At 61.5% G+C, this 26685-nt stretch carries 28 protein-coding genes; 9 read left to right on the top strand and 19 right to left on the bottom strand.

Going from position 1 to position 26685, the window contains the following annotated elements:
- Positions 1-6 precede the first annotated feature (6 nt).
- The 17 genes from leuS to ACQRA4_RS08280 all read right to left on the bottom strand — a co-directional run bounded on the left by leuS (position 7) and on the right by ACQRA4_RS08280 (position 14832).
- Entirely contained in the window at positions 7-2520 is a 2514-nt protein-coding gene (gene leuS / locus ACQRA4_RS08200; RefSeq protein WP_427822587.1) for a leucine--tRNA ligase, read from the bottom strand.
- Positions 2521-2540: 20 nt separating this feature from the next.
- Entirely contained in the window at positions 2541-3029 is a 489-nt protein-coding gene (nusB, locus tag ACQRA4_RS08205) for a transcription antitermination factor NusB (RefSeq protein ID WP_427822588.1), read from the bottom strand.
- Positions 3030-3032: 3 nt separating this feature from the next.
- Positions 3033-3503, bottom strand: coding sequence for a 6,7-dimethyl-8-ribityllumazine synthase (gene ribH / locus ACQRA4_RS08210; RefSeq protein WP_427822589.1), 471 nt, complete (start codon positions 3501-3503; stop codon positions 3033-3035).
- Between the two features lie 36 nt (positions 3504-3539).
- The gene (locus tag ACQRA4_RS08215) at positions 3540-4238 is read right to left on the bottom strand and encodes a riboflavin synthase (RefSeq protein ID WP_427822590.1); all 699 of its coding nucleotides are present in this window, start codon (positions 4236-4238) and stop codon (positions 3540-3542) included.
- Between the two features lie 4 nt (positions 4239-4242).
- Complete coding sequence (gene ribD, locus ACQRA4_RS08220) at positions 4243-5400, bottom strand: bifunctional diaminohydroxyphosphoribosylaminopyrimidine deaminase/5-amino-6-(5-phosphoribosylamino)uracil reductase RibD (protein WP_427822591.1); 1158 nt, start codon at positions 5398-5400, stop codon at positions 4243-4245.
- Positions 5393-5896 (bottom strand): deoxycytidylate deaminase, encoded by a 504-nt coding sequence (locus ACQRA4_RS08225; protein WP_427822592.1) that lies wholly within the window; start codon positions 5894-5896, stop codon positions 5393-5395. The genes ribD and ACQRA4_RS08225 overlap by 8 nt, the downstream gene beginning before the upstream one ends.
- A 455-nt stretch (positions 5897-6351) precedes the next feature.
- The gene (glyA, locus tag ACQRA4_RS08230; protein WP_427822593.1) at positions 6352-7590 is read right to left on the bottom strand and encodes a serine hydroxymethyltransferase; all 1239 of its coding nucleotides are present in this window, start codon (positions 7588-7590) and stop codon (positions 6352-6354) included.
- Positions 7591-7676: 86 nt separating this feature from the next.
- A complete protein-coding gene (fabF, locus tag ACQRA4_RS08235) occupies positions 7677-8924 on the bottom strand; it encodes a beta-ketoacyl-ACP synthase II (RefSeq protein WP_427822594.1) in 1248 nt (415 codons plus the stop codon).
- Between the two features lie 165 nt (positions 8925-9089).
- Positions 9090-9323, bottom strand: a complete 234-nt coding sequence (gene acpP / locus ACQRA4_RS08240) for an acyl carrier protein (RefSeq protein ID WP_427822595.1) — start codon at positions 9321-9323, stop codon at positions 9090-9092.
- 85 nt (positions 9324-9408) lie between these two features.
- The gene (fabG, locus tag ACQRA4_RS08245) at positions 9409-10173 is read right to left on the bottom strand and encodes a 3-oxoacyl-[acyl-carrier-protein] reductase (RefSeq protein ID WP_427822596.1); all 765 of its coding nucleotides are present in this window, start codon (positions 10171-10173) and stop codon (positions 9409-9411) included.
- 86 nt (positions 10174-10259) lie between these two features.
- Positions 10260-11246 (bottom strand): beta-ketoacyl-ACP synthase III, encoded by a 987-nt coding sequence (locus ACQRA4_RS08250; RefSeq protein WP_427822597.1) that lies wholly within the window; start codon positions 11244-11246, stop codon positions 10260-10262.
- Positions 11247-11264: 18 nt separating this feature from the next.
- On the bottom strand, positions 11265-12299 hold the full coding sequence (gene plsX, locus ACQRA4_RS08255; RefSeq protein WP_427822598.1) for a phosphate acyltransferase PlsX: 1035 nt from the start codon (positions 12297-12299) through the stop codon (positions 11265-11267).
- Positions 12299-12481, bottom strand: a complete 183-nt coding sequence (gene rpmF, locus ACQRA4_RS08260; RefSeq protein ID WP_427822599.1) for a 50S ribosomal protein L32 — start codon at positions 12479-12481, stop codon at positions 12299-12301. The genes plsX and rpmF overlap by 1 nt, the downstream gene beginning before the upstream one ends.
- Before the next feature lie 246 nt (positions 12482-12727).
- Positions 12728-13300 (bottom strand): YceD family protein, encoded by a 573-nt coding sequence (locus ACQRA4_RS08265; protein WP_427822600.1) that lies wholly within the window; start codon positions 13298-13300, stop codon positions 12728-12730.
- A 71-nt stretch (positions 13301-13371) separates the two neighbouring features.
- Positions 13372-14007, bottom strand: a complete 636-nt coding sequence (locus ACQRA4_RS08270) for a LysE family translocator (protein WP_427822601.1) — start codon at positions 14005-14007, stop codon at positions 13372-13374.
- Positions 14001-14327, bottom strand: a complete 327-nt coding sequence (locus ACQRA4_RS08275) for a GIY-YIG nuclease family protein (RefSeq protein ID WP_427822602.1) — start codon at positions 14325-14327, stop codon at positions 14001-14003. The genes ACQRA4_RS08270 and ACQRA4_RS08275 overlap by 7 nt, the downstream gene beginning before the upstream one ends.
- Positions 14328-14358: 31 nt before the next feature.
- Positions 14359-14832, bottom strand: coding sequence for a hypothetical protein (locus tag ACQRA4_RS08280; protein WP_427822603.1), 474 nt, complete (start codon positions 14830-14832; stop codon positions 14359-14361).
- Positions 14833-15022: 190 nt separating this feature from the next.
- On the opposite strand from ACQRA4_RS08280, the gene ACQRA4_RS08285 reads away from it, so the two are divergent.
- The 9 genes from ACQRA4_RS08285 (at position 15023) to ACQRA4_RS08325 (ending at position 24050) form a co-directional block, all read left to right on the top strand.
- Complete coding sequence (locus tag ACQRA4_RS08285; RefSeq protein ID WP_427822604.1) at positions 15023-15706, top strand: tetratricopeptide repeat protein; 684 nt, start codon at positions 15023-15025, stop codon at positions 15704-15706.
- 54 nt (positions 15707-15760) lie between these two features.
- Positions 15761-17182 (top strand): sigma-54 interaction domain-containing protein, encoded by a 1422-nt coding sequence (locus tag ACQRA4_RS08290; protein WP_427822605.1) that lies wholly within the window; start codon positions 15761-15763, stop codon positions 17180-17182.
- 56 nt (positions 17183-17238) lie between these two features.
- A complete protein-coding gene (locus ACQRA4_RS08295) occupies positions 17239-17454 on the top strand; it encodes a hypothetical protein (RefSeq protein WP_427822606.1) in 216 nt (71 codons plus the stop codon).
- A gap of 79 nt (positions 17455-17533) precedes the next feature.
- Positions 17534-19036: a tripartite tricarboxylate transporter permease gene (locus tag ACQRA4_RS08300; protein ID WP_427822607.1), complete on the top strand. Its 1503-nt coding sequence runs from the start codon at positions 17534-17536 to the stop codon at positions 19034-19036.
- A 9-nt stretch (positions 19037-19045) separates the two neighbouring features.
- Entirely contained in the window at positions 19046-19504 is a 459-nt protein-coding gene (locus ACQRA4_RS08305) for a tripartite tricarboxylate transporter TctB family protein (protein ID WP_427822608.1), read from the top strand.
- A gap of 51 nt (positions 19505-19555) precedes the next feature.
- Complete coding sequence (locus ACQRA4_RS08310) at positions 19556-20536, top strand: tripartite tricarboxylate transporter substrate binding protein (RefSeq protein ID WP_427822609.1); 981 nt, start codon at positions 19556-19558, stop codon at positions 20534-20536.
- Between the two features lie 74 nt (positions 20537-20610).
- A complete protein-coding gene (locus ACQRA4_RS08315) occupies positions 20611-22005 on the top strand; it encodes an aldehyde dehydrogenase family protein (protein WP_427822610.1) in 1395 nt (464 codons plus the stop codon).
- Positions 22006-22047: 42 nt separating this feature from the next.
- Positions 22048-23169, top strand: a complete 1122-nt coding sequence (locus tag ACQRA4_RS08320) for an ATP-grasp domain-containing protein (RefSeq protein ID WP_427822611.1) — start codon at positions 22048-22050, stop codon at positions 23167-23169.
- Complete coding sequence (locus tag ACQRA4_RS08325; RefSeq protein WP_427822612.1) at positions 23169-24050, top strand: succinate--CoA ligase subunit alpha; 882 nt, start codon at positions 23169-23171, stop codon at positions 24048-24050. Before ACQRA4_RS08320 ends, ACQRA4_RS08325 begins: the two co-directional genes overlap by 1 nt.
- Positions 24051-24114: 64 nt before the next feature.
- On the opposite strand, the gene recJ is transcribed toward ACQRA4_RS08325, so the two are convergent.
- A complete protein-coding gene (recJ, locus tag ACQRA4_RS08330) occupies positions 24115-25839 on the bottom strand; it encodes a single-stranded-DNA-specific exonuclease RecJ (RefSeq protein WP_427822613.1) in 1725 nt (574 codons plus the stop codon).
- On the bottom strand, positions 25836-26678 hold the full coding sequence (locus ACQRA4_RS08335; protein WP_427822614.1) for a tetratricopeptide repeat protein: 843 nt from the start codon (positions 26676-26678) through the stop codon (positions 25836-25838). Before ACQRA4_RS08335 ends, recJ begins: the two co-directional genes overlap by 4 nt.
- Between the last annotated feature and the right edge of the window lie 7 nt (positions 26679-26685).

A 26685-nucleotide genomic window follows, 5' to 3' on the forward strand; every position in this document is an offset into this window, starting at 1 on the left:
GGCGCTTTAATTGGCCACAATGTTGACCAGTTTGCCGGGAACCACCACCACCTTGCGCACAGTCAGGCCCTTTGTATGGCGCTGCACCGCAGGATCGGCCAGCGCGGCCTGTTCCAGGGCCGCCTTGTCCGCGCTGGCGGCGGCTTCCAGAGTACCGCGCAATTTGCCGTTGACCTGCAGGGCCACGGTGATCATATCCTGAAGGGTGGCGGCCTCGTCCCATTGCGGCCAAGACTCGTCGGCCAGCGGCGTGGGATGCCCCAGCCGTTGCCAGAGCTCCTCGCAGAGGTGTGGGGTGATGGGAGAAAGCAGGGTCAGCACCGTGGCCATAGCCGAGGAGAAAACACGCCTGTCGGCCTCGCCGCGGCCCAGTTTTTCGCGTGAAAGATACATGGCGTTGACCAGTTCCATGACAGCGGCAATGGCCGTATTGAACTGGAAGCGAGAGCCCATGTCTTCGCCGGCTTTTTTGACCGTGAGGTGCTCTTTGCGGCGCAGGTCGCGGCCTTCGGCGCTGGCGGCGTCAGCGGCGGAGGAGCCGCAGGCCTTGAGCGGAAGCAGGCGCTCTTCCTCTTCGGTGAAGAGCCGCCAGACGCGGGCGAGAAAACGCGACGCGCCTTCAATGCCGGAATCCGACCAGTCGAAATCCCGCTCCGGCGGAGCCGCGAAAAGGCAGAACAGGCGTACGGTATCGGCGCCATATTTGTTAATCATTTCCGTGGGGTCCACCACATTGCCCTTGGATTTGGACATCTTGCCGCCGTCCTTGAGCACCATGCCCTGAGTCAGCAGGTTGGTGAAGGGTTCGGCCAGAGCTTTGGGAAAGAACCCCAGATCGCGCAATGCCTTGGTGAAAAAGCGGGAGTAGAGCAGGTGCAGGATGGCGTGCTCCACGCCGCCAATATATTGATCCACAGGCAGCCAGTAGCGCAGGGCGTCGGGATTGAAGGGCGCTTTTTCGTCGCGGGCGCTGGTATAACGGGCGAAATACCAGGATGACTCCACAAAGGTGTCCAGCGTATCGGTTTCGCGTCGGGCGGGGCCGCCGCAGCGGGGGCAGGCGCAATTGGCAAAGGCCGGCGTTTCCGGCAAAGGAGAGCGGCCGTCTTCACGCACCTTCACGTCCAGCGGCAGCAGCACGGGCAGGTGCTCTTCCTTTTCCGGCGCCACGCCGCACCGCTCGCAGTACACCACCGGAATGGGAGCGCCCCAGAAACGCTGGCGCGAGATGTTCCAGTCGCGCAGGCGGAACTGCGTGGCGGCTCTGCCTTTGCCTTCCCGCTCCAGCCGGTCGGTCACGGCCTTTTTGCCCGCCTCGTTGTCCATGCCGTCAAAGGGGCCGGAATTGACCATGACGCCCGGCCCGCTCCATGCCTCGGTCATGGTTGCGGGGTCAAGATTTTCTTCACGGGGCTGGACGACAACCCGGATGGGCAGATCATACTTGCGGGCAAATTCAAAGTCGCGCTGGTCGCCGGACGGGACGCCCATGACCGCGCCTGTGCCATAGTCCGCCAGCACGAAATTGCCCAGCCAAAGCGGCACACGCTGGCCGGTGAAGGGGTGCAGGGCGTATGCGCCGGTGAAGATGCCCTCTTTTTCCAGATTGTCCGACTGCCGATCCAGGCGATCCATGTTGCGGATGCGTTCCGCAAAGGCGCGCGCCTCGTCGGCTTTTTCATAGCCTTCCAGAAGTTTTTCCACCAGCGGATGTTCCGGGGCCAGAGTCATGAACGTCACGCCGAAGAGCGTATCCGGCCTGGTGGTGAAGACTTCGATGGCGGAGACGCCGTCAACGGCTTTTTCCAGAGCAAAGCTGACGACCGCGCCTGTGGACTTGCCGATCCAGTTGCGCTGCATGGCCAGCACGCGATCCGGCCACCCGCCTTCCAGCCGGGAGAGATCAGCCAGCAGTTCGTCGCCGTAAGCCGTGATCTTCAGGAACCACTGAGTCAGATCCTTCTGTTCCACCCGACTGTCGCAACGCCAGCAGAGACCGTCAATAACCTGCTCATTGGCCAGTACCGTATGGCAGGAGGGGCACCAGTTTTGCGGGGCCTTTTTGCGGTAGACCAGGCCCTTTTCAAGCAGGCGCAGAAAGAAAGCCTGTTCCCAGCGATAGTATTCCGGGCGGCAGGTGGCGATTTCACGCGACCAGTCATAGGAATAGCCCAGCCGTTGCAACTGGGCGCGCATATTGTCGATATTGGCGTAGGTCCATTGGGCCGGATGCACATGATGCTTGATGGCAGCGTTTTCGGCGGGCAGGCCGAAGGCGTCCCAACCCATGGGGTGCAGCACGTTGAAGCCCTGCATGCGTTTGCAGCGCGCCACCACATCGCCTATGGAATAGTTGCGCACATGTCCCATATGTATGTTGCCCGAAGGGTAGGGGAACATTTCCAGCACATAGTACTTGGGCTTGTCGCTCTCGTGCGTGACGGCGAAGGATTTTTCCTCACGCCAGCGGGCCTGCCATTTTTCTTCAATAGCCTGCGGATTATAGCGTTCTTGCGTCATGTGCGGATACCGTGGAGGGATTATGGTTTGGCGGCGCGGGCGACGGGCGGAATCAGCCGATCGCTCTCCAGAGCCTTGGCCGCCGCGTCCAGAATGCCGTTGATGAAGTTTTTGGCGTTGCCTTCGCCGAACTGGCCGCTCAGTTCCAGAGCCTCGTTGATGGCCACCTTGGGCGGCACATCCTGCCGGTAGAGCATTTCAAACACGGCCAGGCGCAGCAGCGTCAGCTCGATACGGCCCATGCGATCCACCCGCCAGTTGCGGGAAAATTGACCGATGGCCGCATCCAGCGCCTCGCTGTTGTTCCAGACGCCTTCCACCAGTTCCCAGGCAAAGCCCGTGGGCTCTGTGGACAGGTCTTTTTCGTTCATGGCCGTATTGTGCGGGGAGAGCACAAAAGCCCGACGCAGTTCCTCCGGCGTTTGCGCCGGCGTGAAGGAGAGGCCGTACAGCACCTGAAAGGCCAGCTCGCGCGCGCCCCGGCGGGTGGCGTTTTTACCCTTGCCCATGAATTACAACTGCTCCAGCACACGGATGGTTTCCAACATGGCGGCGGCGGCCTCCACGCCCTTGTTGCCGCCCTTGGATCCGGCCCGCTCAATGGCTTGTTCAATACTGTCGCAGGTCAGCAGGCCAAAACCGATGGGCGTGCCGGACTGCAGCATGGCCTGCGCGATGCCCTTGCTGGCCTCGGCGCAGACATAGTCAAAATGCGGAGTGCCGCCGCGAATCACAGCGCCCAGAGCCAGAATGCCGTCATACTGGCGCGCGCTGGCCAGCTTCTGGCAGACCAGGGGCAGTTCAAACGCGCCGGGAATGCGCACCAGGGTGATGTCCGCCGGGTCAATGCCGTGGCGTTCCAGATAATCCTGAGCGCCGCCTGTCAGACGGTCCACGATGAAATCGTTGAAGCGGGTGGCCACGATGGCCACCTTCAATCCCTTGGCGTCCAAGCGGCCCGCGATGGTTTTGACTGCGTTCATGCTAACTCCTGTACTGTGAAGTCGATGGCGAAAAAGCTAAATAAAACCGTTGCGCAGCAGCAGTTCCCGGCTGACGCCCGCGCGCGCTTCCGTCGCGGCGGCGCTGCCCGCCCGCCCTGTCTGGCCTGTCATGCCGGCGGCGTCAGACCAGGGCGCGAGCAGGCTGCGCACATATTTGCCGATGAGATCCGTTTCCATATTGACGCGCGCGCCGGGCCGCCACTGCCGCATGGTGGTGCGCTTCTGCGTGTCGGGAATGATGTTGACCTCCAGAAAATCCGGGCCGCAATCATTGACCGTCAGACTGATTCCGTCAAGGCTTACTGAGCCTTTGGCAATGACTTCGGGGCCGAAGTTCGCCGGAAATTCCAGGCGGCAGCGCAGGGATTGCCCGGCGGGGCGCACATCGCGCACTGTGGCCAGACAATCCACATGGCCGCTGACAAGGTGGCCGCCCAGGCGGTCGCCCAGCGCCAGGGCGCGCTCAAGGTTGACCAGATCGCCCTGGCGCAACGCGCCCAGCGTGGTGCGCGTCAGGGTTTCAGCCGAGGCGTAGGCCGTAAAGCCATCGCGACTGTGACTTTCCACCGACAGGCAGGCCCCGTTGACCGCGATGGACTCGCCGTCAATGACATGTTCCAGCGGGAACAGCGGGCGGATAGCCAGGCGGCATTCCGCGCCGCTTTTGCGCAGGGAGCTGATTTCGCCCTGGCCCTGGATGATGCCCGTGAACATCTTTTTATTCTCCCTGGAGGGCATTGGCCGCCGCAAGAGGGCGCAGCAGCATGTGAATGTCGTCGCCGCAGAGGCTGGTTCGGCTGATTCGCAGGCGCAGGGCTTCGCTCAGGGTTTGGGGGGCGCGTCCAGAAAACAGGGGGCGCGCTTCGTTGTCGCCCAGCACCATGGGCGCAAGATGCAGGTGAAATTCATCCACAAGACCCGCTTCAAGCAGGGCCAGGGCCAGGCGGCCGCCGCCCTCGCAGAGCACATAAGGGCAGCCCAGTTCCTGTCGCAGGGTGCGGAACATACTGGAAAAATCCGGGCCGCCGCGCGGGCCGGGGCCCAGCGCCAGCACGCGCGCGCCCCTCTGACGTAAAGCCTGCGCCGCCGTGGAGGCCGCCGCGGCCGGCGAGGCCAGAAAAACCGTCTGTTCGGGCCGCTCTTTGAGCAGATGAAAATCAGCGTCCGGTTTGGGCAGGCGCGAGGTCAGCAGGCAGGCCAGAGGCTGCGGCCCGTCGGCGTTGTCGCCGCGCGCGGTCAGCCGGGGGTTGTCCGCCCTGAAAGTGCCGCCGCCCACCAGCACCGCGCCGCCGCACAAGCCCAGGCCCGCGCGCAGCGTTTGCACCTCGCGGCGTGAAGCCTCGCAGGTGATCCACTGCGAATGCCCATTGCGTGTGGCGATACGGCCATCCAGCGTGGCGGCCATCTTCAGAATCAGGTAGGGCCTGTCGGTGCTTTGCCAGACCAGAAAATCCGCCGCCAGATCGCGGCATTCCGCTTCGCAGACCGGGCCCAGAACCTCCACCCCGGCGTCGCGCAGACGGGCCGCGCCGCCGGCGGCCAGAGGATTGGGATCGGCCATGCCCATGACCACCCGGCTGATGCCCGCGTCCAGAATGGCCTGGGCGCAGGGCGGCGTTTTGCCCTGATGATTGCAAGGCTCCAGCGTGACCACCAGGGTGCAGCCCCTGGGATCCACGCCGTGCGCAACGGCGTCTTTCAGGCAGTCAATTTCAGCGTGATCCTGACCGGCCTGATGATGCCAGCCGCGCGCCACAATGCGCTTGTCACGCACCAGCACCGCGCCCACAGTGGGGTTGGGGCACGCTTTCCAGCGCCCCTGTTCCGCCAGGGCGATGGCCTCGCGCATGAAAGGAGCGAAATCGCGCTCAATCATGGCCTTTCTCTCCTCGCATGGCCCTGGGCATGCCGTTGACGCGGGGCGGAATAAAGGCAAACTGCTCCACGGTAACGCCCGCCTCTTGCAGCATGGCGGCAGCCAGTTCGTCGGGGTAGTCTTCGGCGTAGTAGATATGGCGGATGCCGCAGTTGATCAGCATTTTGCTGCACAGCACGCAGGGATGGGTAGTGCAGTAAAGTTCCGCGCCGGCGATGTTGATGCCGTGCACGGCGGCCTGGATAATGACGTTCTGCTCGGCGTGCAGGCCGCGACATATCTCATGGCGCTGTCCCGAAGGGATGCCCAGTTGTTCCCGCAGGCAGCCCGCCTCCAGACAGTGGGGCACGCCGGCGGGCGCGCCGTTATAGCCTGTGGCCAGAATGCGTTTGTCCTTGACGGCCACGGCGCCTACCCGGCGGCGGGTACAGGTGGAACGCTCGCTCACCAGGTAGGTGATGTTCATAAAGTAATCAGGCCAGGGCAGTCGTTGCATAGGGCGCTCGCAAATGGATTTGGGGAAACGCCGCGTAAAGCGTCGCCTGCGGCCTTGTGAAGCAAGACCGCCCGCAAGTCGTGAAAGGGGAAAAGATTAACCTTTCCTGTCAAATGAACGACTTGGCGTGACTTTCCCCGGAAGGCAAAAGCCTCTTGGGGCATGAAGCAGATTTATTCGCAGAATAAGCCAGCGCTTCCCCGAAGCAGTTTACACAGAGGCGGCCCAAAAGCAAGCCGCGCCGAAGCGACGAGAAAAACGAAACAGGCCGCGCGGACGGCCTGTTTCATGAAGGGATGGCGCGCGTTCGGCGTGAGGCGTTCCGCGTTTTCAACCTTGCGGCATCGCAAAAAAACGCTGTTTTCCGTTTGTCCCTGTCAGTCCGCGCTGTGCGCCTCTCGCTTTTGTTTTATCGACAATATCGCGCCGTTCACGCATAAAACGCTGGAGGGCGCTTACCATGTGAACAGCGGGAACTGACGGGCAAAATCCTCCACATTTTTGCGAATGCGGGCCAGTTCCCGGGCGTCTTCGCGTTTTTCCAGCGCTTCCACAATAAAGCCGCCCACGGTTCGCATGTGCTCCTCACGCAGCCCGCGCGTTGTCAGGGCCGCCGTGCCCAGGCGTATGCCAGAGGTCACAAAGGGCGAGCGGGTTTCAAAGGGCACGGTGTTCTTGTTCGCCGTGATGCCCGCCTGATCCAGAGCCAGCTCGGCGTCCTTGCCGGTGATGTTTTTGTTGGTCAAATCCACCAGCATGAGGTGATTGTCCGTGCCGCCGGAAACCAGCTCAAAACCGGCGTCCGTCAGGCAACGGGCCAGGGTGGCGGCATTGTCCAGCACATGCCGCTGATAGGCCGCGAAGCCCGGACGCAGGGCTTCGCCGAAGGCCACGGCCTTGGCCGCGATGACGTGCATCAGCGGCCCGCCCTGAATGCCGGGGAAAATCTGGCTGTTCAGGGTCTTGGCATTGTCTTCGCTGGAAAGAATCATGCCGCCGCGCGGCCCGCGCAGGGTCTTGTGCGTGGTGGTGGTGACGATATGCGCATGGGGGATGGGGCTTTCATGCAGGCCAGCGGCCACCAGACCAGCGATGTGGGCCATGTCCGCCAGCAGCTTGGCCCCCACCTCGTCAGCAATGGCCCGGAAGCGGGCAAAGTCGATGCGGCGCGGGTAGGCGCTGGCGCCGGCCATGATGACCGCGGGTTTGTGCTCACGCGCCAGGGCGGCCACCTCGTCATAATTTATGCGGCCGCTTTCCTTCTGCACGCCGTAAGAAACGATGTTGAAGAGGCGGCCCGAAAAATTGACCGGGCTGCCGTGGGTCAGGTGACCCCCGTGAGAGAGATTCATGCCCAAAATCACGTCGCCGGGCTTGAGACAGGCGAAGTAGGCGGCCATATTGGCCTGGGAGCCGGAATGGGGCTGCACGTTGACGTAATCGCAGTGAAAAAGCTGTTTTGCCCGGTTCTGCGCCAGCGTTTCAGCCATATCCACATATTCGCATCCGCCGTAGTAGCGCTTGCCGGGGTAGCCCTCCGCGTACTTGTGGGTCAGCACGCTGCCCTGGGCTTCGCGCACGGCGGGCGAGACAAAGTTTTCCGAAGCGATCAGCTCAAGTTTGCTCACCTGCCGATCTGACTCCAGCATAATGGCCCGGGCCAGCTCCGGATCTTGAAGCAGAATTTCGTCCATGAATGCCTGTCCTTTTTGCTTAAAAAACGCTGCCCGCCGCAGTGGCGGGCAGCCTGCCTGTCAGAAAGAGAGTGGGGATTTCGCGCCTATGCAACCCATTTTTTCAGAATCAGGCTCGCATTGGTGCCGCCAAAACCGAAGGAATTGCACATGGCATACTCGCAGGCCATGCGCAGGGAACCGTCGGGCAGGTAGTCAAGATCACATTGCGGATCGGGATTTTCCAGATTGATGGTGCCGGGCAGCATCTCGTCGTGCAGGGCCAGGGCGGTGAAGACCGACTCAATGCCGCCCGCCGCGCCCAGAAGGTGGCCGGTCATGGACTTGGTGGCGGATATCTTGATTTTTTGGGCGTGTTCGCCAAAGACCAGCTTGATGGCCTTGGTTTCCGTGCTGTCGTTGAGCTGTGTGGAAGTGGCGTGGGCGTTGATGTGCCCCACAGCATCCGGCGCGATGCCCGCTTCGCGCAGGGCGTTGCGCATGGCGTGGGCCATGCCCTCGCCGGTGTCGCAGGGGGCCGTCATATGGTACGCGTCGCCGGAAGCGCCGTAGCCGGCCACTTCGGCATAGATTTTCGCGCCGCGCGCCCTGGCCGATTCCAGGCTTTCCAGCAGCAGCAGGCCCGCGCCCTCGCCGATGACAAATCCGTCGCGCTTGGCGTCAAAGGGTCGGGACGCGCGCGTGGGGTCGTCATTGTAGTGGCTGGAAAGCGCCTTCAGGGCGGTGAAGCCGGCCACGCCCAGGGGCGTCACAGTGGCTTCCACGCCGCCGGAGATGACGGCAGAGGCCCGGCCCAGCAGAATTTCGCTGAAGGCTGTGCCCAGCGCGTGGATGCCCGAAGCGCAGGCCGTGGTTGTGACGATGTTCGGCCCCTTGGCGCCGGTGAAAATGGATACCTGCCCCGGCCCCATGTTGGAAATGAGCATGGGGATCATGAAGGGCGAAATTTTGTTGGGCCCGGCTTCCAGCAACTTGGTGTGGTAGGTTTCCAGAGTATGGAGGCCCCCAAGGCCGATGCCGAGAATCACGGCCACATCATAGGCGTTGGCCTCGGTGATTTCAAGGCCGGCGTCCCGCAGCAGCATCTTGGCCGCGGCCACGGCGAACTGGGTGAAGCGATCCATGCGCCGCACCTGCTTGGGAGGCATGTAGTCCTCAGGCACGAAGTTTTTCACTTCGCCGGCGATACGCGAGTCATAGCCCGAAGCGTCGAACAGGGTGATGGGCGCGATGCCCGACTCGCCGGCAAGCAGGCGTTTCCAGGTGGTTTCAATGTCGTTGGCGAGAGGCGTAACACCGGCTACGCCGGTGATCACTACGCGGGGACGGGTCATGCGGACTCCTTTTGGGCGGGGGGCCTGATTCCCCCCGCTCGACGGATAACTGCCGGCTGGGCAATCTTTCGTTGCCGCCTGAACGCCGGGCGTCGGCGGATACGGCAAAGAGCGCCTCTTCCGGCCGCGGTTCTTTACGGCAGAGGAACCGCAGCCGGGCCATGACTATTTTTTGTTTTCAATGTAGGCGATGGCGTCCTGAACCTTGAGAATTTTTTGGGCGTCGTCATCGGCGATTTCGATGTCGAATTCTTCTTCCATAGCCATGATCAGTTCGGTCAGGTCCAGGGAGTCGGCGCCGAGGTCTTCCACAAAGGAGGCTTCGGGCTTCACTTCCTCGGCGTTCACGCCCAGTTGGTCCACAATGATCTTGGTAACTTTTTCCGCGACGTCAGACATGGTATCCTCCAGATAGTAGTAACTCTTTTATCGTATGCCCCGGGGCCCGAAGGGCGCCGGGCCGTTGCCGCGTGGGAAAGCTTTTTCAGCAGTACATGCCGCCGTTGACGGCCAGCACCTGTCCGGTAATGTAGGCGGCTCTGTCTGAAGCCAGAAAAGCCACGGCCTCGGCCACATCCTGAGCCTCGCCCATACGCTTCAGGGGGATGGACTCCACATAGCTGGCGCGCACGTCGTCGCTCAGATCCGCCGTCATATCCGTTTCAATAAAGCCCGGAGTCACGGCATTGACCGTGACCTGGCGGGAGGCCAGCTCCTTGGCGCAGGATTTTGTGAGACCCAGCATGCCCGCCTTGGCCGAAGCGTAGTTGATTTGCCCGGCATTGCCCATCTGGCCCACCACAGAGGAAATATTGATGATCCGTCCCTTGCGGTTGCGGCTCATGATCTTGGCCGCTTCGCGGGTGCAGACAAAGGCCCCGCGCAGATTGACGGCCAGCACCTTGTCAAAGTCCTCGTCTTTCATGCGAACCAGAAAGCCGTCCTTGGTGATGCCGGCATTGTTGACCAGCACGGCCAGATTGACTTTATCCTTGATTTGCGCGGCAAAAAAATCCGCCACGGCCGCGCTGTCGGCCACGTTGAGGGCGAAGGCGCGGGCTTGGCCGCCCGCCGCGACAATTTCGGCCACGGTCTGTTCCGCCTCTTCGGGGCGGCTGACATAGGTCAGAAAAACCTGAAAGCCGTCGCGGGCAAGCGTACGGGCTATAGCCCGACCAATGCCGCGCGAACCGCCCGTCACCAGGGCTGTGGGAAGGGCGTCGGAAAGCGTGGACTGCGTTGTGCTCATGCTGGTTCTGCCTTTGCTGTGAAAACGTGGAACGCTCTTTATAGCTCAGACAAGGGGGAATTTCAATGCGCGCACAGGCCCGGCGCTCAAAAGCGCAGCAGGGCGGCGCCCCAGGTCAGGCCCGCGCCGAAAGCCGTCATCAGCACGCGGTCGCCGCGTCTGATCCGCCCGGCGGCGCGGGCTTCAGACAGCGCCAGGGGGATGGATGCCGACGAGGTGTTGCCGTACCTGTCCACATTAGTGAACACGCGGTCGCCCTCGACGTTCAGGCGGGCGCCCACCGCTTCAATAATGCGCATATTGGCCTGATGCGGCACAAAAAGATTCACGTCACTGATGGAAAGATGATTGCGTTCGAGAATTTCCTCGCAGACCCGCACCATCTGGCGTACGGCATGCTTGTAGGTGTCGCGTCCCTGCATGGCGATGAAAAAGCTTTCATCCACAGGCTGGCCCTGAGCGTAACGGCAGGCCGTGCCGCCGCCCACGGTGATCAGGTCGCGCTGGCTGCCGTCGCTGCGGCAGATGACGTCTTCCACCCCGGCCAGGGGGTTGTCTGCCGAGGCGCTCAGCACGCAGGCCGTGGCCGCGTCGCCGAACAGCACGCAGGTGGAGCGATCGCTCCAGTTGACGCGGCGGGTCAGGGCTTCGGTGCAGACAAAGAGAATGCGCGCGTCGGGCGATTGGGCCAGCATGCCCTGGCAGATGGAAAGCCCATACAGAAAGCCGGAACAGGCGGCGCTGAAATCAAAGGCCATGACCGGCCCCGCGCCCAGCTTACCGGCCAGAATGCAGGCGACGGAAGGCGAAAGGGCGTCCGGCGTGCAGGTGGCCGTGATGATGTGGGTCAGCTCGTCCACCGCCATGCCGGCGTCATCCAGAGCGCGCCTGGCGGCGACCAGGCCAAGATCCGAGGCGTTGTCCGTATCCGCCAGCTTGCGACGCTGCCTGATGCCGGTGCGCGTGACGATCCATTCATCGTTGGTGTCTACCAGTTCTGTCAGATGGGCATTGGTCAGCACCGTGTCCGGCGCATGGGCGCTCAGCGCGTGCAGATGACAAGTTGCGGTCATGGCGGATCCGTAGTCAGTTTAAATGGCGCGGGAGAAGCGGGTCAGTTCCTCGTTGGCCAGAATGGTTTCGGCAAGGCGGTCATTGGTGCCCTTGCGCACAAAGGCCCCGCTCATCTTGATGGCGTTGCTCATGGCGCGGGCACTGGAGCGGCCGTGGCAGACAATGGCCAGCCCCTGCAGGCCAAGCAACGGCGCGCCGCCATATTCGGCATAGTCGATGGTCCGGGCGAAATGCCTGAATGCGCCTTTGGCCAGCATGCCGCCCAGAGCGGGAAGCAGACCGGAGGTGAAGACGCGTTTGAGCATGCGCACCAGAGATGCGGCCAGGCCTTCGCTCATCTTGACCACCACATTGCCCACGAAGCCGTCGCAGATGACCACATCAATGTTGCCGGTGAAGATGTCGCGGCCCTCGGCGTTGCCGATGAAGTTGAGATTCTGGGCCATCTTCAGCAATTCATAGGCTTCCTTGACCTGTGAGTTGCCCTTGCCTTCCTCCTCGCCGATACTCAGCAGACTCACGCGCGGAGCGGCGTAATTGAGCAGATCGCGGGCAAAGGCGTCGCCCATGAGGCCGAACTGAAAGAGATGGTAGGGCCGGCAGTCCACATTGGCTCCGGCGTCCAGCACCACCACGGGATTTTTTTCCGTGGGCAGCAGGGCCGCCAGGGCCGGACGCTCCACACCGGGAAGCCGCCCCATGATAAACATGCCGCAGGCCACCGTGGCCCCGGAATGTCCGGCGCTGACCACGCTGTCGGCGGCGCCTTCCTTGACCAGGCGACAGGCCACCTGGATAGAGGCGTTTTTCTTGCGGCGCAGGATGTCCGAAGGCTTTTCGTTCATGTGCACCACATCGTCAGCCTGAACAATATCGAAATGCGCGTTGGCGAGGTCAATCTTGCTCAGCTCGGCCTCAAGCTTGGGGGTGTCGCCCACAAGCAGAACGTGCAGATCATGGAGCCGGGCGGCCTCAATGGCGCCCGGCACCACCACGGAGGGGCCGAAGTCTCCCCCCATGGCGTCCACGGCGATGATGGGGCGTTTGCTCATTATTCGGCTTCGTTTTTGGCGACCACCTGACGGCCCTTGTAGGCGCCGCAGTTGGGGCAGACGCTATGGGGCACGGTGGGTTCGCCGCAGGAGCAGTAGATGACGGTAGGGGCGGCCACACGGTCATGGGAACGGCGCATGCCCTTGCGGGAGCGGGATTTTTTATTTTGCTGAACAGCCATGGTATTCTCCTTTTCCGACAGGGCCGGATGCTTGATCGAACATGATGTTGGGCAGGGTTGCTCCCAGCCGCAAGACAAAAAAGCATAGCTGAATTTTTTGCAAATGTCTAGGGTCAGCCGCCATTGCTCCGCCCGCTGTAAAGCCGCCTTCCCCGCCTGATGGCGTCGCAGGGCCAGTATCGGGCTATTGTGGCGGAACACAAACAGCGACATCCCTAACCGACAGCGCATTCATAAGGCCTGACTCTAGGTTTTATGCAGGGTAAGCCCGCGCAAAACCGCCAGCCGGGGGTCGCCCTCGTCCGGGATGCAAGCGCAGTCGCCGCTATTCAGGTTGGCGCCGCACTGTGCGCAGAGCCCCTTGCAGTCCGGCTTGCAGAGCGGGTTGACCGGCAGGGCCAGCATGAATTCCTCCCAGCAGACGGCCGCCAGGTCCAGCATGGGCGCGTTACGCTCATACACGATGCGGCTTCCCGCTTCCAGCGCCAGATTGGGCGTTGCGTTTCCGTTCCGGGCGTTCTCGGCAGCCGGGGCGTCTTCGTCAGGCAGTTCCTCAAATTCCTCGAAATCGCTCCGAATGTCGGCCACGGCATCTTCTGCGCAACGGTTGCAGGGCAGGATGACCTGTCCGTGCAATTCGCCGCGCACCAGGCAGCCGCCTTCGGCGGGCAGCACGCTGATATGCGCCATGAGGGGGGCGCTTATGCGGCAGTCCATCTCAAATTCCTGCAAGGGCGTCCGCCAGATGTCCTGGTCGTCCAGATCAAACTGCTTGCCATCCGGCGGGAGATCGTTGATGGAAACACGGTAGTTTTGCATAGACGCCTCAAGAGGTGCTGTTCATACCCGCCGCCCCCGCTCCTGTCAAGGAACAGCGGGTGAATGGGGGCTCAGGAATCGGTCAGGAGCAGGGCCGCGGCGAGGCCGGCAAACACCAGCCCTGCGGCCCTGTGGGTCAAAACCTGACCGCGCCGGGACCGGTTGAACCAGAGGGACAGGCGACCGCCCAGGGCGGCCACGGAAAAGAAAACCAGAATGGTGGCCAGCATGAACAAGGCCCCCAGCATCAGCACCTGACCGGCCACGCCGCCCGACTGCGGGTCGCAGAACTGGGGCAGAAAAGCCAGGAAAAAAAGCGAGACCTTGGGGTTGGTCACGTTCATCAGAATGCCGCGCCGGTACAGGGCCCCATAACCGGGAAAGGCGGCCTTGCCGCCGCCCGGGGCATGCGTCGACAACGCCCCGGCCCGGAAGGACAGCCAGGCCAGATAAAGCAGGTAGGCCGCCCCCGCCCATTTGAGGATGGCGAAGGCCGCGGGCGAGGTTTGAAGAAGGGCCGCCACGCCCAGAGCCACGGCCGTGGTGTGCGCGCACAGGCCGGTCACCAGCCCCAGCGTGGTCGCCAGGCCCGCGCGCACGCCGTAAAGCGCGGACTGGGCAAGCACAAAGATGTTGTCCGGGCCGGGCGCAACGCCCAGGAGGAGGGAGGCGGCGAAAAAGGTCAGCAGAACTTCCGGGCTCAGCACGGCGCGATGCCTCCCTGTTGCAAAAAAAGGGCTTTCTCGGCTCTGGGGCGGGCTTTGACCGCGCATTCCAGACGCAAAGCCGCGCCCTTGCGGGGGCAGGCTCGGCTGGCCAGCAAACGCACGGGCCGCCGGCCTTTGGTGTAACGGGCGCCGCCGGGGGCAAGGCCGTTGTGCTGGGCCAGCCGCCGGGCGAGGTCGGTGGTGATGCCGCAATAGAGCGTGCCGTCGGCGCATTCCAGCAAATAAACGTGCCAGACGTCCGGGTTTTTTCCGGTGCGGGCCGGTGACGACGGGCCGCGCGTGACGTTGTTCCGAGTCATATCCGCCAGTGCAGGGTGGTTTGTCGTTCCATCAGTCAAAACCGCCGGCAAGCCAGGCGGTCAGCAGAAAGCTGATCAGCCAGTTGCCCATGCGCCAGAACCAGGGATGGGGTTGACGCCCCCGCATCAGCAGGCGCATGTCGCGCAGACCGCCCGTCACGCTGCCTATAGCGTGAAAAAATACAAAGCCGATGCCCGCCAGCAGACCAAACTGCGCCAGGCAGACCAGAAAAATCGCAAAGCTGACGCAGGGCGCGAGGCAGGCGTTTTGTGGCGCGCGCCCGCTGGTCCAGACCCGACTGAAATGCAGGCCGCCGGAGCCGAAGCCCTCAAAACGCGCGCCGCCAAACATGGACTCGTGACCGTCGCGACGGTGCTCCTGCCCGGGTTCCAGCACTTCGGCTTCCAGAACCCGGCGCTGGTTTTGGTTTGCTGAAGCGCCGGAAATCCGTTTCGGCAAATTGCCGCCGTGCGGATCATGCGGCTGGCTGGCGGGAGGGGTCATGCGGTTCCTCCTGGGCGGTGCGGGTCATGTTGCGCCCCGGGCCGCCGGAAAAGGGAAAAACATTGTTCATGTTCCGTTTGTGCCTTGTGCCGGGGCCAGCGTCAAGTCTCCTTGCCTTCGGGCAAGGCAGGCGGTATCCTTGCATGCCAGAAAAACAGCCGTCAGGCATGGAAGCATGAAGGAGAAAAGCATGAAAAAATATTGTCTGGCTGTTCTGCTGGGCGTTGTCATGGCTTGCGGCGGCAATGGGGCGGACATGACCCGGGCGGCCTCCGACATTGCCATGGCCGCGGCGGACAAAATCATGCGGGATGCCTGGATTGCCTATAATATCGGCGATTACAGGAAGACCCTGCGACTGATCCGGCCTTTGGCCGGAGACGGCAACTCCCGCGCCCAGGTACTGCTGGGCCGTTGTTATGAAAACGGCCTTGGCGTGGCGCAGGATATGGCCGTGGCCGCCCAGTGGTATCAGCTGGCCGCCGAGCAGAACGACAGCGAGGCCCTGGTGCTGCTGGCCTATTGTTATGAGGTGGGCGCCGGGACGCCCAGAAACCCCGAAGCGGCGGCGGCCCTGATGACGCGCGCCGCCAAGGCCGGCTACGCCGAGGCCCAGTTCAACCTGGCCCTGTATTACAGCCAGGGGCTGCACCAGACCGCCAAGGACCAGAAAGAGAGTTTTCGCTGGGCCAAACTGGCGGCGGATCAGGGCTATGCCCAGGCCGAACGCTTTGTGGGCGCCTGCTATGAATACGGCATCGGCGTGGGGGAAGACCCGGCGGAAGCCGCCATCTGGTACAACAAGGCGGCCGCGCAGGGGCTTGCCCGCGACGGCAATGTGTTCAACCGTGTGCGCGGGTACAGCATGCCGTAACTTTTTTATGCAAATGGCCGGTCATTGTGGCCGGATATTTGCATAACATATGCCATGCAAAGCAAGGAATCACATGACGCGCTCATCGCGGCGGCCATGCGCAACCTTCCCACCGGCGCTTTCATTTGCGACAGGGAAGGCATTGTGCAGTTCATCAACGCCGCTTATGCCAATTACCTCCGTTTGCGTCCGGAGGAAGCCGTCGGTCGCCATATTACTGAGCTTATTCCCGATTCGGGCATTCCGGCGGTGCTGCGTTCAGGCAAGGCTGAGTTGCGTCAGATACGGCGTTTTCCCAACGGCGGCTCCACGCTGATTGTCAACAGGGTTCCCCTTTTTGACAAGGACGGCGAACTGATCGGCGCTCTGAGCATGACCCTTTTTGATATGGCGGATCAGGTCAGAGAACTGCTGGAGCATGTGGGCTGTCTGGATAAAAAGGTCAACTCCTGTCAACGGCGGATCAAAAGCGCGCTTTCAGCGCCGTACAGCATTGAATCCATTGTGGGAGAAAGCGAGAGCATCAGGACTTTCAAAGCCCTTTTGCTGCGTTACGCCCATACGGACGCGGCGGTGCTTATTCTCGGCGACACGGGCACGGGCAAGGAACTGGCGGCGAGCGCCATTCACAGCGCCAGTTCACGGGCTGACGGCCCGTTTGTCTGCATCAACTGCGCGGCCATTCCCAAAGAGCTTTTTGAATCCGAGGTTTTTGGCTACGCGCCGGGCGCTTTTTCGGGCGCGCGCAAGGAAGGGAGCATCGGCAAAATCGAGATGGCCCATCAGGGAACGCTTTTTCTCGACGAGGTGGGCGACCTGCCCCTGTCGGCGCAGGCCAAGCTGCTGCGCGTGCTTGAAGAGAAGCGTCTTTTCCGCCTGGGGTCAGCGCAGCCGCGAGATGTGGATTTTCGTCTGGTGGCCGCCACCAATCGCGATTTACGGGCCATGATCGCGGCGGGAACCTTTCGCGAGGATCTGTGGTATCGCATCAACTCCATGAAGCTGTGTCTGCCCTCCCTTCGTGAACGCCGGGAGGACATTCCCCTGCTGGTGCGTTTTTTTCTTGATCACATGGGCGCGGGAGAGACCGTCTGCACGGAAGAGGCCATGAAAACGCTTCAGGAATATTCCTGGCCCGGCAATATCCGCGAACTGCGCAATGCCGTGGGATATGCCCTCAGCCTGTGCAGCGGGGGGCGGATTGACGTGCACGATCTGCCGCTGGAGTACAGCCGGGCCGGGCGGCATCAGGACATGACGGTCGGTTCCTTGCAGACAGTCCGTATGGATGCGGAAGGGCTGGCTATAGAAAAAATTCTGCGCGAAACCGGCGGCAACAAGGTCAAGGCGGCGGCCATATTGGGAATTTCCAGGGCCGCTTTGTATGAGAAAATTAAAAAACTGCGTATGCTGAAAGTTTTTGATGACGAAATGTTCACGTCAAAGGCTCGTGATAAAAAACGCGAACGATCATAAAATGTCAATTTGACGAGACACAAGACGTCTGTTGTCCAGAAAACAGGACAATTTTTTTGCGGGAACCTCCACAGGCAAATGTGGGGGTTCTTTTTTATTTATATAAATTATCAAGTTATAAAAAAGAGGATGCGGGTTTTCCTTGGTATGCTATTTGTAATTTTATGCACAAGTTTCAGCGAGCAATGTTCACCGCCAGAAGCGCGCTTGCCCGCGGTCACATTCAAAAGAGAGGAGATAATGAACAGAAACAGGCGGGAGAAATGCCTTGAACAACGCCAAACATGAAATGCGAAAAAAGCGCGTGGCCGGTAAGAGCCAGGCGCTCCAAGGGGAAGAGGGGATGCTCTAATGGAATTTTTTCACTATCTATCCGACGTATTTTCCTGGTTGAATCTGCTGGTGTTGATTGCCAGTTCCATCGGCGGATTGTTCTTCGGCGCCATGCCCGGTCTTTCGCCGACCATGGCCGTGGCTCTCATGGTGCCATTTACGTTCTACATGCCGCCCACCACTTCGCTGATCATGCTGGGGGCGGTGTACACCAGTTCCGTTGCCGGCGGCAGCATTTCAGCCATTCTGCTGAGTATTCCCGGCGCGCCGGCCTCCATCGCAACCCTGATGGAAGGGCCGGTCATGGCCAAGCAGGGTCGTGCCGAGGAAGCTCTGTACACCAGTTTTTGCGCCCATGTGGCGGGCGGCGTATTCGGCGTGCTGGTGCTGCTTTGCTTCGCGCCGCCGCTGGCCCGATTTGCCATGCGCTTCGGCCCGTCCGAACTTTTCTGGACGGCAATTTTCGGCATCACGGTCATCACCGGGCTGTCGTCCGGCGGCATGCTCAAGGGCCTGTTTGGCGGCGCGCTGGGCATGCTCATTTCAACCATCGGCTATAGCCAGATTTCCGGCGAACCGCGCTTTATTTTTCATGAAGATCTCTCCAGCGGCATTGCCCTGGTGCCCGCGCTTATCGGCTTTTTCGCCGTGCCCCAGGTTATTGACCTCATGCGCGACGCCCATGTGAAACTGACCAAGCTGGACGTGAAGGCCAAAAAGGGCATGTTGTGGCGTGTTCTAAAGAGTCTTGGCGGGGTATGGCGCACCCTGACCTTTGGCAGCGTGCTGGGCACTGTCATCGGCATCATCCCCGGAGCGGGCGGCCAGATTGCGGGCCTTATGGCCTATGACCAGGTAAAAAAGCTGAGCAAGCACCCTGAGCGTTTCGGGAAGGGCAATCCAGAGGGGCTTTGCGCCTCGGAATCAGCCAACAACGCCACTGTGGGGCCCGCCCTGATTCCCATGCTGACATTGGGCATTCCCGGTTCGCCCACGGCGGCGGTGCTGTTGGGCGGTCTGCTCATCCATGGCCTTTTCCCGGGGCCTGATCTGTTCACCAAGCACGCGGGCGTCACTTACACCTTTCTTGGAGGGCTCTTGCTGGCGCAGTTCGCCATGTTTGCCCTTGGCATTCTGGCTTCCCGCTATTCGCGGTACGTGGCCAACGTACCCAATCACATCATGTTCGGGGCTGTGGTCATTCTGTGCGTTTTCGGCTCGTACTGCGTGTCCAACAACTTTACCGATGTGCTCATCATGTTTGTGCTGGGTATGGCCATGTTTGGGCTGGACAAGCTGGGCTTCCCCAGCGCGCCTCTGGTGCTGGGCATAATCCTCGGCCCCATCGCCGAGGAGAATTTTTTGCGGGGCAGAATGATCGCTGAAACGGATGTGGGCCTGCTCTCTTACTTCTGCACCGGAGAGCTCAACCTGATCCTCATTGTCCTGAGCGCGCTCAGCTTTGTCTGGGGCATTGTCGGCGAAATAAAGTACGCCCGCAAACGCGCGGCCGGGGCGTAGGAGGCTCACATGATCTTTTTACAACGGGAATTTATGGCTGCGATCTGCATGACCCTTCTGACGGCTCTGTTCGCGCTCAATGTGTCGGATATGTCAGAAGAAGCGGGTCTTCTGCCCCGGTTGCTGATCTGCTTTATGGCCGGCGTCAATGTTCTGCAATACATCCTCGCCCTGTACAGACGGAAGGGGGGCAACCTGCTGGAGGCCCTGAAGGGCTATCCCTTCCCCCTGGTGTTCAAGCTGTTCGCGCTTACGCTGGGCTATATTGCCGTATTGCTGCCGCTGGGCTTTTACGCGGCTTCCTTCCTCTATCTTTGGGCGGGTTCGCTTCTGGCCAATCCGACGCCTCTGAACGGGCGCATCGCGGCCCTGCGCGCGCTGGGCTGCGCCTTGTTTGTGGGCGGGCTGTGGCTTTTGTTTTCCTGGGGTTTGGGTGTGCTTATACCCCTTGGAGAGATTTGGCCCTGATGCACAGATGGTTCAGTTGTTTAACCGGATTTTATTCGAGGAGTAGTTGAGATGAGAAAAAATCTTCTTTCCCTTCTTTGTTTGTGTTCCATCGTGTTTTCCGGCGTCGCGGCTCATGCCGACCAGGCGGCGGAGGGATACCCCTCCGCCCCGGTGAGCCTTGTCGTGTGCTATACGCCTGGCGGCGCCACGGATTTGCAGGCCCGCATTTCCTGCATGGCGGCTCAGAAGAAGGAATACTTCGGCCAGCCCTTTGTTGTGCTGAACAAGCCCGGCGCGGGCGGCCAGACCGGCTGGAACTGGTTGATGGAGCGCGGCAGCCGTGACGGCCTGACCATCACCGCCTACAATATGCCGCACTTCATAGCGCAGTCCATCATCTACAAGACCAAGTACAGCATCGACGCCTTTGAGCCGCTGGCCAACTGGGGCGCGGATCCGGCCGTGCTGGTGGTCGCCAAGGACAGCCCCCTCAAGTCTGTTGACGACCTGGTCAAGTTCGCCAGGCAAAACCCCGGCAAGCTGACCATCAATGGGGCGGGCCTTTATGTGGGGCACCATATCGCCACCCTGCAACTGCAGAAGGATGCCGGAATCAAGTGCGCCTATATCCCCGAAAAGGGCGGCACCGACGCCCTGCAGAGCGTGATGGGCGGCAAGGTGATGGCGGGTTTCAACAATTTGTCCGATGCCGGACGCGCTCAGGATCGTGTTTCCATACTGGCCATCGCGGATGTGAAGCGGCATGAATTTCTGCCCCGTGTGCCGACCTTTCAGGAACTGGGATACGCCGCCGTGGACGACACAAGCGTCAATTTTCGCGGTTATGCCATGCCCAAGGGCGTGGACCAGGCAATTGTGAACAGGGCCGCCGATATTTCCGTCAGGATGTTCAATGATGCGGACATCCTCAAGCGCATGAAGGACAGCTACTCTCCCATGCTGATTCTTGACCGTTCCAGGGTGCAGGCAATGTTCAGGGAAAAGCAGGTCAAGCTTCAGGAACTTCTTCAAGAGTTTAGCAAAAAGTAATGCCGTAGCGCGTCTCTGCCGTCAACGCGGCAGAGACGCTTTTTTGAACTCCAACCGTGAGAGGAGCGGATAGCATGAAAACTGTGGCAGAGCAGATGGAACTGGCCCGCAAGGCGCAAGAGGCCATATCCGAGTATGCGCAGGAACAGATAGACGAGGTCTGCCTGGCCGTCGGCTGGGAAGTGTACCGTGATGAAAACATCGCCAAACTGGCCCAGATGGCGGTGGAAGAAACCGGTTACGGCAATGTGGAAAGCAAAATTCTCAAGCACAAGCGCAAGGTCGGCGGCGTTATGCATGACGTGAGGGGCGCGGTGAGCGTGGGCCTTATGGAGCGGGACGAAGAGAGCGGCATCTCGAAATACGCCAAGCCCGTGGGCGTGATCTGCGCCATTTTGCCCGCCACCAACCCCACGGCCACTTGTGGCGGTAAAGCCGTAGGCATTCTCAAGGGGCGCAACGCCGTCATCTTCAAGGCCAGTTCCCGGGCGCTCAAGTGCACCGCGGAAGCTGTGAGGATGATGCGCCAGGGTCTCAAAAAAGTGGGCGCGCCTGAAGACCTGATTCAGATTCTGGAGGATCCCAGCCGGGACGGCGTCGCGGAACTGATGCGCGTTTCGGATCTGGTGGTGGCTACGGGCAGCGGGGCCGTGGTACGCGCGGCCTATTCCAGCGGTACGCCGGCCTACGGCGTGGGACAGGGCAACGCGGTGACCATTGTGGCCGAGGACGCTGACCTTGTTGAAGCCGCTGAAATGATTTGCGCAAGCAAGCTCTTCGACTACGCCACATCCTGCTCGTCTGAAAACGCGGTCATCGCCGTGGCGGATATTTACGGCGCCTTTATGGAAGAAATGCTGTCCCGCGGCTGTCATCTTGTAAACGGCGCGGATCGGGAAAAACTTCAGAATCATATGTGGAAGGTCAATGCCAAGGGCAAGTTGGCCCTTAATCCTGACATTATCGCCAAGTCCGCCAGGGTCATTGCCGATGGCGCGGGCATCGCCATCCCCGACGGCGCGGACATTCTGCTGGTGGAGGGGAGGGAACCTATTGCCGACGATAAGTTCCACGATGAAAAAATATCGCCGGTGCTCACTCTCTACAAGGCGAGCGACTTTCAGGACGCCTACCGCATTCTTGTCGAACTGACCAGCGGGGTCGGGCGCGGCCATTCCTGCGGCATTCATACCTGGCGGCGGGATTACATCCACTACCTCGGCACGCACATGAAAACTTCACGGGTGACCGTGCGCCAGCCCATGAGCGCGGGCAACGGCGGCCACCCCTTCAACCGCATGCCGTCCACGGCCACGCTGGGCTGTGGAACCTGGGGCGGCAACATCACGACGGAAAACGTCCATTGGCGGCAGTTCATCAATGTGACCTGGGTCAATGAGCCGGTTTCGCCCTGGGGTTTCACCGACGAGGAAATGTGGGGCGAGTTCTGGAAAAAATACGGCAAATAATCCGAAAACCGGCGAGCCGGATTTCATGAAAAAGGAGCTGTCATGAATCTTTTTGAATATCAGGCCAAAGAGGCCTTCCGGGAATGCGGCATAACAACGCCCAAGGGGGTGCTGATTCGCTCTTTGGAAGAACTGGACGCGGCTTTTGCGCAAACGGGCTTTCCTTGCGTGCTCAAATCCCAGGTTTTGCGCGGCGGACGCGGCAAGGCCGGTCTGATCCGGCTGGTCAGAGACGCGGCGACCGGTCGGAAGGAAGCCGAAGAACTGTTCGCATCGGAACACAATGTGCGCATGTTGCTGGTGGAAGAGGCCGTGGACATCGCCCGTGAAATTTATCTGGCGATCACGGTGGATCCGGTTAGGGGCGTCGCGCTGCTCATGGGCTGCGCTGAAGGCGGCGTGGATATTGAAAGCCTGGCCGCCACACAGCCGGAAAAGATCGTGCGCGTCAACGTGGATATGGCTGAGGGGCTTGGCGGTTATCATGTGAACAATCTGGTTTATGGGATGGGGCTTTCCGGCGAGACGGGCAAACAGGCGGGAGCGGCGATTCGCGGCCTGTACCAGGTCTTTCGCAGCCGGGACGCCCAACTGGCCGAAATTAACCCCCTGTTCATCACCAGCGACGGACGGGCCGCGGCCGGCGACGGCAAGTTGATCATTGATGACAACTCCCTGCCCCGGCAGCCTCGCTATCCGCTAAGCCGCGACTATTTCGATTCGGATGTGGAATTTGAAGCCGCGCAGGAGGGGATTCCCTATCTGCGCTTTAACGGGGATATTGCGCTGATGTGCGCGGGTTCCGGCCTGACGACCACGGTTTTTGACCTTATCCACGACGCGGGCGGCAGCGTGGCCACATATGTGGACTTCGGCGGAGCCAACTACACGCGGGCCGTGCGCGCTATGGAACTTTGCCTGGAAACGCCCAGCAAGGTGATCCTGGTGGTCACTTTCGGCACCATCGCGCGAGCCGACGTCATGGCTGAAGGCGTGGTGGAGGCCATCAAAAAGCTTAAGCCCAAGACGCCCGTGGTGTTGCGTATCCGGGGCACCAACGAGGCCGAGGCGTTTGAAACCTTGAAACAGGCCGGGCTTGTCAATCTGTCCGATACTGAGGAAGCCGTGCGTAAAGCCGTGGAACTGGCGGCAGGGAGGGCGTAATGAGCGTTTTTGTCGATAAAAACAGCCGTGTGGTGGTTCAGGGCGTGACGGGCAAGGAAGGCTCGTTTTGGACAAAGCACATGAAGGAAATGGGCACGCAGGTGGTCTTTGGCGTCACGCCGGGCAAGGAAGGGCAGGAGGTGTCCGGGGCGCCGGTATACCACAGCGTGCGCCGCGGCATGCGCGAGCATCCCGCCGATGTGGCCATGCTTTTTGTCCCGCCGCGTTTTGCCAAGGACGCCATTTTTGAAGCCCTGGACGCGGGCATTCGTAAAATATGCGCCACGGCCGACGGCATTCCCCTGCATGAAAGCGTGCAGATTCGCAAGGCCGCCCTCTCCTGCGGGGCTATGGTGGTGGGCGGCAATACCACGGGCATCATTTCCGTGGGCGAAGCCCTGCTGGGGATTATTCCCTACTGGATCGACAGCGTTTACAAAAAAGGGCATGTGGGCGTTATGACCCGTAGCGGTTCGCTGACCAATGAAGTGACCGCCGAGATCATCAAGGGCGGCTTCGGCGTCACCACCCTGGTGGGCGTGGGCGGCGACCCTGTTCCGGGAACCCGCTTTGCCGAGCTTCTGCCCCTGTATCAGGAAGACCCGGACACTCATGCCCTGGTGATTATCGGGGAGCTGGGCGGCAGTATGGAAGAGGAAGTGGCCGAGGCTGTGGAGGCCAGGGTATTCACCAAGCCTCTGGTGGTTTTCATGGGCGGTCGCACCGCGCCCGAGGGCAAGCGTATGGGGCATGCCGGGGCTATCGCCAGCCATGGACATGGCACGGTACAGGGCAAAACTGCCGCCCTGCGCAAGGCCGGGGCCAGCGTCGCCGCGCGCCCCAGTGAAGTGGGGCCGCTGCTGAGGGAGTTGCTGGCCTGAGCGGGATAGGCTGTTTTCAACGGCGGCGGCTTTGGCCGCCGCCGTTGCGAAGCTGAACAGCCCCTTATGCGGGCCGCCAGTCCTTGACGCCTATATCCACCGAGGCGATGCCGTTGTAGGTGTCAATGCGGGGGGTGTAGGCCAGCCGGATGGTTCGGCCCTGCAGGGAGGGCGGCAGCAGTTCGGCCATGCGCCAGGCCTTGGCCGACAGGGTGACGCCGCTTTTCTGATCCTGCACGCGCAGCAGCGCATGCTCACGGCTGTGCCCCAGAAAAGAGCGCTCCTTGACCAACAGGGGCGGCGAGGCGAAAACCGGTTCGGCATTGCCCGGCCCGAAGGGCTGCATGAGTTCCAGCTCTTTCAAAAAGTTCTGTTCGCCCGCCTGGGCGAAGTCCAGCTCGCATTCCAGAGTCAGGCTGGGGCACAGCGGTTCCGGGCCAAGGCTCTCGGCAACCACGGCATTGAAGCGTTCGCGAAATTCTTCCAGGCGCTGCCGCTCCAGGCGTACCCCCGCGGCCAGGCGGTGTCCGCCAAAACCCAGCAGACAGGAAGCTGTGGCCGCCAGGCCGGAATGCAGGTCAAATTCACGCACCGACCGCCCCGAGCCCTTGAGGCCGCCCTGATCGTCGCAAAGGATGATGGTGGGACGGTAAAATTCATCCACAATGCGGGAAGCCACAATGCCCACAATGCCGGGGTTCCAGCCTGGGCCATAGAGCACCAGAGCCGCGCGGGCCTCGCGCTCAAGCTGGCGCGCGGCCTGGGCGCGAGCCGCGGCGTGAATGCGTTCCTCCTCGGCGCGGCGTTCGGTGTTCAGAGCGTCCAGTTGCGCGGCCAGACGCGCGGCATGCGCGTAGTCCTTTTCGCGCAGCAATCGCAGGGCCAGTTCCGCCGCGCCCATGCGTCCGGCGGCGTTGATGCGCGGGGCCAGGCGGAAGACCACCTGCCCGCCGCTGAGGGAAGCCGCCGCGTCAAAGCCGCTGACCGCCTTGAGGGCAGCCATGCCCGGCCGCGCGGCTCTGGCCAGCACGGCCAGACCGCCGCGCGCCAGAATGCGGTTTTCGCCGGTCAGGCGCATGACGTCGGCCAGAGTGCCCAGCGCCACCATATCCAGGGCCTCGTCCATCCTGTAGCGTTTGCCCGTGTGCGGGGCCAGCGCCGCGTTGACGGCGGCCATAAGGTAAAAGGCCACGCCGACGCCCGCCAGATGCGGGCAGGGCGATTGCCCGGCGTCGTCCATACGGGGATTGCAGATGGCCTGAGCGGGGGGAAGCTCCGGCGGGGGCAGGTGGTGGTCGGAAATGACCACGGTCATGCCCAGTTCACGCGCGCGGCGCACAGGCTCCACATCGGAAATGCCGCAATCCACGGTCAGCAGTATGTCGTAGCCTCGCGCGGCCAATGCCTCGACCTGGGGAATGTTCAGGCCATACCCTTCACTGCGGCGATCCGGCAGGTGGTGGCCGGCCTGGATGCCATGCGCTTCCAGCACATCCAGCACCAGGGTGGAGGCCGTGATGCCGTCCACATCATAGTCTCCCCAGACCGCCAGCTTTTTGCCGGCCAGCAGTTCGCCGGCCAGCAGTTCTGCCGCCTCTGGAATGCGCGGCCAGCGGGCGGGGGGGCTGAGCGCGCTCAGCCGCGCGGAAAGGAAATGCTCCATCGCCGCGACATCGGTGAACCCCCGCCGCCAGAGAATTTCCAGCAGAAGCGGGGAGATGGAAAGCCGCTCGGCCCAGGTGGGGGGCGGCGAGCCGGCGGGGCCTTCGCGGAAGCGCCAGTTCTTCATTTTGCCGGGCCCGGCTGCGCCGAAGCGCGCAACGCCTCCCGCACGCTTTGCTGGCGGTCTTCGGGGACGAGATTTCGCTGGAGCATCCAGGAGAGAAATTTCAGCGAAGACTCGTGCGTGGGGGCAATGGCAAGGGCCTGGAGCAGGTGATCTATGCAGCCGTTAATGTCTTTGGTTTCCAGAAGCGCGCGGGCCATGTTCATGTGCAGGTTTTCGTCATTCTGCGTGAGTTCCAGGGCGCGTCTGTAGTATTCCACAGCCTGCTGCAGCATTTTGTTCTTGCGCAGGTTGATGCCGAATTCATTGAAAAGATGCTTGTGCTCGGACTCGAATGCGCCGTCAAGCTTGACCAGACGCTCGAAAATGTCCCGGGCTTTCTCCACATCGCCCCGTTCCATATAGGTCAGGCCAATGCCGAAGTTGGCCCGCACGTTTTCTTCATCCACCTTGAGGGCGCGGTTATATTCATACTCGGCGGCGAAGTTTTCGCCCTTTTCGCGGTGCTCGTCTCCATTGTCCACAGCCTGCCGCAATTCCCGCATTTTGGGATAGACGGAATTGAGGTAAAACTCCGGTTCCGGCGCGAATTTGGCGATCAGCTCGTCCATGGTGATCTTGCGCTTGGGGCCGCTGGGCACATAGTTGGTGTTGAGCGGCTGGCATTCGATGACATTGCCGCGCTGCTCAATGAACCAGAAAGTTTTCTGCACGGTTTTGCGGGTCGTGGTGCCGGTGCCGACTTTGCGGATTTCCTGGGTGGAAAATACCCCGCGCACCTCGGTTTTGCCGCCGTCGGCGGCGGGCCCGGCGGGCGCGGCAGTTTTTTTTTCTTCAGGCATGACGGTT

The organism is Desulfovibrio sp. SGI.169, from assembly GCF_050313595.1.
Lineage (GTDB): Bacteria > Desulfobacterota > Desulfovibrionia > Desulfovibrionales > Desulfovibrionaceae > Desulfovibrio.